Here is a 7,027-nt window from a genome sequence, read left to right as displayed (position 1 = left end):
AGTTCGGGGCGTTAGGAGCGTCCTGGGTGGGTTCGATTCCCACATATTCCCGCCATAGTATTCAAGAGCCTTTCGGCTCTTTTTTATTGTCTAGTATAGTTTATTTAATAAAGGTTTTAAAGTATTGATAAATACAACGGTTAATAGCCACAGAAAATATTGATAGTGTATTTAAAGACTTCATCGACAGAATATACGTTCGAGTTAATAGATAAAATAAAAGCCCGAAGGCTAATATTTATATTTAATAATTTAGTTTTTCTTATTTTTATTAATGTTTTGATTGTATTGAAATTTACTAAGATCAATTATATTATTTATTTCTGATATATCAATATTTAATGAACTAGAAGAATTATTAAAACATTCAAGTTTTTCTTTTAAATTTAAATTTTTCATAATGTTATCTAAATTTTTATTTTTATTATCTAATTTTGAGGATTTAAGTTTTTCTTTTTGTTTTTGTCTCATACATATAAACTCACAAATAGTTCTAAATTCAAAACCTAAGAATTTACCTCCAATAGTTGCAGACCAAAGACCTAATAATAATAGAATAGTATCTTTATCAGAAAGTATGTCAACATCAACATCTGCTAATTCGATAATAACATCTCCAGGTGATTGAATATTTGTTTTTACTGATATTTTTTTATTAGGATTAAACTCTTTTATTATAGAAGAAGAAAGAAGTAAAAAGTATGAAAAATCTAAAGCATTGATATTTCCTCTTGTTTTAACTCTAAAGACAGTAGCTAAAGTATGTTGATAATAGTATACTGGATAGATAGTTGATAAAATATAACTATATGATTCATTAATTTTGCTAACACCATGTTTAGATACCAAAGTATTATATAAATGAGGATTTAAATTTTCATTAGTTATTGTTTTTATTATTTGAATTTCTCTTCTTTTAGTAAATGAACATTTAATTTCAAATGATTTATTCCATTCATCCTTGAAATATTCTTTATATTCTTTTTCTTTATGCATTAAAGAGTTATCTTCATAATATTTTTTAGCTAAAGCAAAAGTTATTTTTTCATTATTTCTACTAGGAATTATAATGATATCGTTTTCTTTTATAGAATTAACAAATTTATCACATTCATTTAATACTCTCCCTGGTTGTTTAAAACCATATTCTTTACGAATGTGCTCTTTGATTGCAGCTTTTTTTTCACTACTTTTATTCGATTTATCTATAGTGTCTTTAGTTATTGTATTCCAACTTAACCCCACATAACTATTGGATATAAATTCATCGTAGAATATACTATTTTGTGTTTTTATAATCCAAAAATTAGTTTCATCTGATATAACTGGTACATTGATAGTATCTACTAATTTTAGAATTAACTCATCATTTTGTAAATTGCTCACTAAATTTCCTCCTCTTTAGAAATTAATTATGTAAAAATAATCTTTATTTTAAAAATTCACCTCCTAAAATAAAATGAATATAAGTTATAATTTATAGACTTAAACATATTATAATTTATCTTAGATACGAAATTTGTCATTATTTGTCGAATAGTGAAAAATTATAGATAAATATACCTAGAAACAAGCGAAAATTCATAGGTATATTTACCTATAAAACATACGTTCGCATATTGAGTCGAAAAAATATTATTAAATTTTAATGTTTTTATAATAAATGTTGAAATGAGAAATTATTTCAGCATTTTTGTATAGAAAAGTAATAATACCTGCTAGAGTAAAACCTCACTTTTTATATAGAACTTTTTTTGTTTATGCAAATTTGCAAACAAATTTCATAAGAATAGTATTTTGTAATTATATTGTAATCATAGATTAATAAAGCTTGTATTTAAATATATGTGCAAACTTGATATAATATTTGTTAGATGTATAAATAATGTTCATAGTTTTGTTTGATTCATCGAAAGGAGTCAATTATGCAAAATAAAAAAATAATGGTGTGTGTTACACAACAAAAAACATGTGAAAGATTAATAGAAAGAGGAGATAAAGAAATTAGAAGTAATGAGGACGAGTTGTATGTTATTCATGTAGTAAATGAAAAAGATACTTTCTTATATAAAAATAATGATGGTGATGCATTAGAATATCTTTTTGAAGTTTCTAAAAAAGTTAATGCTGATTTGACTGTGATTAGATCAAAGGATGTAGTCAAGGCAATGATTGATTTTGCAAAAGATAAAAAAATAACTAAAATTATTATGGGAAAATCACCAAATGGAAAGGATATAGAAAATCATAGTTTTGCATTTAAACTTAGGAATAATTTACCTGAATGTGAAATTTCAATAATGTAATAGGAATTATAAATACTCTTTATGGAAAAGATATTTCTGAAAGGGAGTGTTTATATGAATAAGAGATTGAATTTATTATTGTTTAGCGGAGAATATGATAAAGCTTTAGCTGCTTTAATATTAGCTAATGGAGCAAAAGAAAATGGTATGGATGTTACTATTTTTTGTGCTTTCTGGGGGTTGCTAGTTATTAGAAAAGAAGGGTATGAAAATAGTATAGATAAAACTATATCACAGAAAATGTTTGAAAAGATGATTCCAAAGAATGCCGAAGATTTGAATATATCCAATATGAATTTTTTAGGAGCAGGTCAAAGAATGTTAAAGCATATGATGAAGGAAAGTGATAAGCCTATGTTAAAAGATTTTCTTGATGGAGCTAGGCATAAGAATGTTAAATTTTATGCTTGTAAACTCTCTCAAGAGGTTATGGGTTTTACCAAAGAAGAACTAATAGATGAAGCTATAACTATAGAAGTAGATCAGTATCTTAAAGATGCATTAGAGTCAGATATACAATTATTTATATAACCCGTGTAAACGGGTTATATTTTTTGGGTATAATATAATTGAAAGTATATTTTATAAGGGATGATAGATTTGAAAAAATTTTTTTGAGATTAAAATTAATACCAAAATTTTTAAAGGATACAGATGTTGCTTTGTCTAAAAAGATTTTGATTTTACTAGCAATAGGTTATATTTTTTCTCCTCTTGACTTAATACCAGATCCTATAATAATTTTGGGTTGGATTGATGATATCATTATATTACTATATTCGTATTCGAAGTTATCCCAATATTTAGATAAATATATGCCACAAAAGAGCAAAGTGATAAAATTTAAGAGAAAAGATATTATTGACGATGCAGAATATGAAATTGAAGATAAGAAATAAAAAATAGACTTAAATTTAAGTCTATTTTCGTGTATATATAGTAAATATATGTGGATGTTTGTTATAAATATTTTCAAAATCACCAGTAATACTACTTAGATTCCATTTTTCTTTTTTTATTTCAGGGAAAAAAGTATCTGCTGAGAATTCATCAAATATATGAGTAATGAATAATTTATTGGAATATGGCATCATTTGTTTGTAAATTGATGCACCACCACATATATATATTTCTTTATCTTTATAGTCTTCAAGTGTTTTTAAAAGAGTATCGATATTATTTACTATAATAGCACCATCTAATTTTATATCCTTTCTAGTAAGTACTATATTTATCCTATTTGATAAAGGTCTATTTGGTAAAGACATATAAGTATTGTAGCCCATCACAACAACATGACCATGAGTGATTTTTTTAAAATATTTTAAATCTTCAGGAATATGAGTTAAAAGGTTATTATTTTTACCTATACCATTATTTTTATCTAAAGCTACAATCATATTAATATTCATATTTTTTACCTCCATTATATTGCCATTTCAAATTTAAGTTGTGGTTTTATAGGTTCATAATCTATCATTTTAAAATCATCAAGTGTAAAATCATAAAAATTAGTTTTATCAGTATCTAATATTAATTTAGGATTTTTATCACTAGGTTTTCTATTTAATAATTCTTTAGCTTGAGTAATATGTCTATCATAGATATGAAGATTTTGGATATGATGAGCAAAAACGCCAGGTTTATATCCAGTAGCTTGAGCTACCATCATAAGTAATGCTACATATTGAATTTTATTTATATGTCCAGCCACAAGATAATCATTTGAACGTTGTATTAATGTTACATCTAGGTAGTTTCCTCTTACACTCCATTCTGTCATAAAGGCACAGGGGTGTAATCCTTCAGTTTCTTCAAAATCAGCATATTGATACATATCTATAATATGTCTTCGACCATATGGTTGTTCTTTAATACCATTTAGTAACTTATTAATTAGGTCATATTTTTTTATGGTTGCACCATATCTTTGTCCAATGGTTCCGTTTCCAATATTCCAATCATCCCACCAATGAATATTGTATTTGCTTTTTAATATATCAAGTTCATTACTTTGATCTTTATATATCCAAAGAATTTCTTTGATACCACTTTTCCAAGCAGTAGGTCTTAATGTTGTAACAGGAAATTCTCCTTTTGAAATATCATATTTTTCATATACTTGAGTTATAAAAATAGTATGCGCTGGTGTTCCATCTTTATAATGAGGTCTAACCTTTCCATCTTCTGTACTATATTCATTTTCCAGTATTTCTTGAATATTATTTAGAAATAATTTGTCTGCTTTTGTCAATATATTAACCTCCTCTATGTTTTATTAATATCTAATTGTATCATAACTTCAAAATATATTATACCAAAATAATATTCTAAATCTAGAGTATATATCATACAAATAAAATATCTTTAATATATTTATATAAGGTTGTAAAATTTTAAAAGAAGGAGAAAGGATGTATAAAAATAAGAAAGAAAAATTACATCAAATTTTTGAGCAATATGATAAATTATCTCCTGATTACCCACTAATTATATTTAAAGATATAATAAAATTTAGTAAAATTAAAAATGATAATAAAATATTAGAAATAGGATCGGGAACAGGAAAATCTACTGAAGGATTTATTGATTTAGGATATAGCAATATTACTAGTGTTGAAATTGAATATGCCTTAGGTTTGTATTTATGGAATAAATTTAAAAAATATGATGATTTTAATATAATTATATCTTCCTTTGAAGAGTGGGATGAAGAACAAGAATATTATGATTTAGTTTTTTTAGCTAATTCTTTTTATTTAGTACAGTTAAATTTTATGTATAATAAGATATATAGATGGCTAAAGAATAATGGTACCATAGCGCTTTTTTGCTCTACAGAATTGTTTGAAAACAAAAATATAGATATAAAAATAATGGAAACTTATGGAAGAATTGCTCCGAAATTAATTAATATGGATTCATTTAAAATAGAAAATTATATTAAAAAAATAAAGAAAGAAATTTTAAACATAAAATTGTTTAATAATATAGAGATTAATAATTATACTTGGAATAAAACTTATAGTTCACAAGAATATATTGAATATTTAAATACATTTACATCATATAATTTATTAGATGTGAGTATAAAAGAAGAATTATACGATGAAATAATAAATATTATAGAAAAATATGGAGGAGTAATAGAAAAGATTTATTTAGGTATATTGCTTTTGGCCAGAAAAACCTAATAATATAGAATTTTAAGAGGATAGGATGATTTTATGAACTATGTATATATATTGAGATGTAAAGATAATACTCTTTATACAGGATGGACAACTAATATTGAAAGAAGATTAAAAAAACATAATAGTGGAAATGGAGCAAAATATACTAGGGGTAGAATACCAGTGGTATTAGAATATTATGAAGTATATGAATCTAAAAAAGAAGCTACAAAAAGGGAATATTTTATAAAGAAATTAAACAAAAGCAAAAAAGAAAAATTAATAAGAAATTTTAAAGAAAATTTATAAGTAATATAATTTTTAAAATTATTAATTAATAAAATATATAATGGATAGAATAATATATATTATTTCAATGTGAAGGGAGTTATAAAAATGTCAGTAGTAAGAGATTTATTTCCAGGGGGGAATACTTCGGAAGGATTTTATTCATATTATGATTATATAATAGAAAAAGATGCAAATAGGATTTTTATATTAAAAGGAGGACCTGGGGTAGGAAAATCATCTTTAATGAAAAATATTGGTAAGGAATTTATTGATAGAGGTTATGATTTGGAATATCATCACTGTTCATCTGATGATTATTCTATTGATAGTATAACTATACCTAAATTAAAGGTAGCTATGATTGATGGAACAGCACCTCATATAGTTGATCCTAAAAATCCAGGAGCAGTTGATGAGATTATAAACTTAGGTGATTTTTGGAATAAAGATAAAATGGAAGAAAATAAAGACGAAATAATTTTACTTAGTAATGAAGTTAGTAAGTCTTTTAAAAGAGCGTATAAGTATTTAAAAGCTATAAGACCTCTAATAGAAGATATTATAGAAATGAATGTAGAAGCTTTAAATTTTGGTAAAATCAATTTTATTACTAATGAACTTATTTCTGAAATATTTAAAGATAGGATTTATTTGAATAAAAGGGGTAAAATACGCCATTTATTTGGCAGTGCTTATACACCTAATGGTAATATAGATTATAATAAATCTATATTATCAGTTTGTAAAAAAATCTATAGATTAAAAGGAGATTATGGTACAGGTAAAACGACAATATTAAGAAAAATATATAATGATGCTATTGAAAGAGGATTAGATGTAGAAGTATTGCATACACCGTTGATTCCAGAAAAAATACAATCAATATATATTAAAGATATAGAAATTGGAATAACGACAAGTGATAAATTACAAAGTGTAGATAATATTTTAGATTTAAAAAATTATATGGATATAGATATATTAAATAAAAATGAAAATAAAATAATTGAAGATAAGCAATTAGTAGATCAATTGATGTCAAAATCAGTTGAGAATTTAAAAGAAGCAAAATATATTCATGATGAGTTAGAAAAATTCTATATTAAAAATATTAATTTTGATGGAATAAATTTATTAAAAAAAGATTTAATAAATAGAATTTTAAAATATGATAAATAAAAAACCTCCTAGGAGGTTCTAGTGTTGCATCAAGGTAAATATTAAAACTTGACAAAAAAGGGCATTCGCTTTGAATGT

Annotated in this window: 9 protein-coding genes; 6 read left to right on the top strand and 3 right to left on the bottom strand. The window is 24.2% G+C overall.

Annotated elements, in window-relative coordinates; all coding sequences use genetic code 11:
* Nucleotides 1–252: 252 nt before the first annotated feature.
* The gene (locus GOQ29_RS02430) at nucleotides 253–1,386 is read right to left on the bottom strand and encodes a hypothetical protein (RefSeq protein ID WP_203371038.1); all 1,134 of its coding nucleotides are present in this window, start codon (nucleotides 1,384–1,386) and stop codon (nucleotides 253–255) included.
* Between the two features lie 539 nt (nucleotides 1,387–1,925).
* Between GOQ29_RS02430 and GOQ29_RS02425 the strand changes: the two genes are divergently transcribed.
* The 3 genes from GOQ29_RS02425 to GOQ29_RS02415 are packed head-to-tail and all read left to right on the top strand — an operon-like array spanning nucleotide 1,926 to nucleotide 3,205.
* Nucleotides 1,926–2,306 carry a universal stress protein gene (locus GOQ29_RS02425; protein WP_207750633.1) on the top strand — a complete coding sequence of 127 codons (381 nt, stop codon included), beginning with the start codon at nucleotides 1,926–1,928 and terminating at the stop codon, nucleotides 2,304–2,306.
* A gap of 54 nt (nucleotides 2,307–2,360) precedes the next feature.
* On the top strand, nucleotides 2,361–2,837 hold the full coding sequence (locus GOQ29_RS02420) for a DsrE/DsrF/DrsH-like family protein (protein WP_203371037.1): 477 nt from the start codon (nucleotides 2,361–2,363) through the stop codon (nucleotides 2,835–2,837).
* A gap of 38 nt (nucleotides 2,838–2,875) precedes the next feature.
* Complete coding sequence (locus GOQ29_RS02415) at nucleotides 2,876–3,205, top strand: YkvA family protein (protein ID WP_252187492.1); 330 nt, start codon at nucleotides 2,876–2,878, stop codon at nucleotides 3,203–3,205.
* Between the two features lie 21 nt (nucleotides 3,206–3,226).
* Here GOQ29_RS02415 and GOQ29_RS02410 read toward each other — a convergent pair whose 3' ends face one another.
* Nucleotides 3,227–3,718, bottom strand: a complete 492-nt coding sequence (locus GOQ29_RS02410) for a dihydrofolate reductase (RefSeq protein ID WP_203371036.1) — start codon at nucleotides 3,716–3,718, stop codon at nucleotides 3,227–3,229.
* 14 nt (nucleotides 3,719–3,732) lie between these two features.
* On the bottom strand, nucleotides 3,733–4,560 hold the full coding sequence (locus tag GOQ29_RS02405) for a thymidylate synthase (protein WP_203371035.1): 828 nt from the start codon (nucleotides 4,558–4,560) through the stop codon (nucleotides 3,733–3,735).
* A gap of 160 nt (nucleotides 4,561–4,720) precedes the next feature.
* On the opposite strand from GOQ29_RS02405, the gene GOQ29_RS02400 reads away from it, so the two are divergent.
* The 3 genes from GOQ29_RS02400 to GOQ29_RS02390 all read left to right on the top strand — a co-directional run bounded on the left by GOQ29_RS02400 (nucleotide 4,721) and on the right by GOQ29_RS02390 (nucleotide 6,949).
* Nucleotides 4,721–5,500: a methyltransferase domain-containing protein gene (locus tag GOQ29_RS02400; RefSeq protein WP_203371034.1), complete on the top strand. Its 780-nt coding sequence runs from the start codon at nucleotides 4,721–4,723 to the stop codon at nucleotides 5,498–5,500.
* A 33-nt stretch (nucleotides 5,501–5,533) separates the two neighbouring features.
* The gene (locus tag GOQ29_RS02395) at nucleotides 5,534–5,788 is read left to right on the top strand and encodes a GIY-YIG nuclease family protein (protein WP_203371033.1); all 255 of its coding nucleotides are present in this window, start codon (nucleotides 5,534–5,536) and stop codon (nucleotides 5,786–5,788) included.
* A gap of 87 nt (nucleotides 5,789–5,875) precedes the next feature.
* Nucleotides 5,876–6,949 carry an ATP-binding protein gene (locus tag GOQ29_RS02390; RefSeq protein WP_203371032.1) on the top strand — a complete coding sequence of 358 codons (1,074 nt, stop codon included), beginning with the start codon at nucleotides 5,876–5,878 and terminating at the stop codon, nucleotides 6,947–6,949.
* Nucleotides 6,950–7,027 lie beyond the last annotated feature (78 nt).

The sequence above is a fragment of the Anaeromonas gelatinilytica genome, from assembly GCF_016820635.1.
Taxonomy (GTDB): domain Bacteria; phylum Bacillota; class Clostridia; order Tissierellales; family SIT17; genus Anaeromonas; species Anaeromonas gelatinilytica.
Note: the sequence above shows the minus strand (reverse complement) of the source record. Positions and strands in the feature narration are given on the sequence as shown.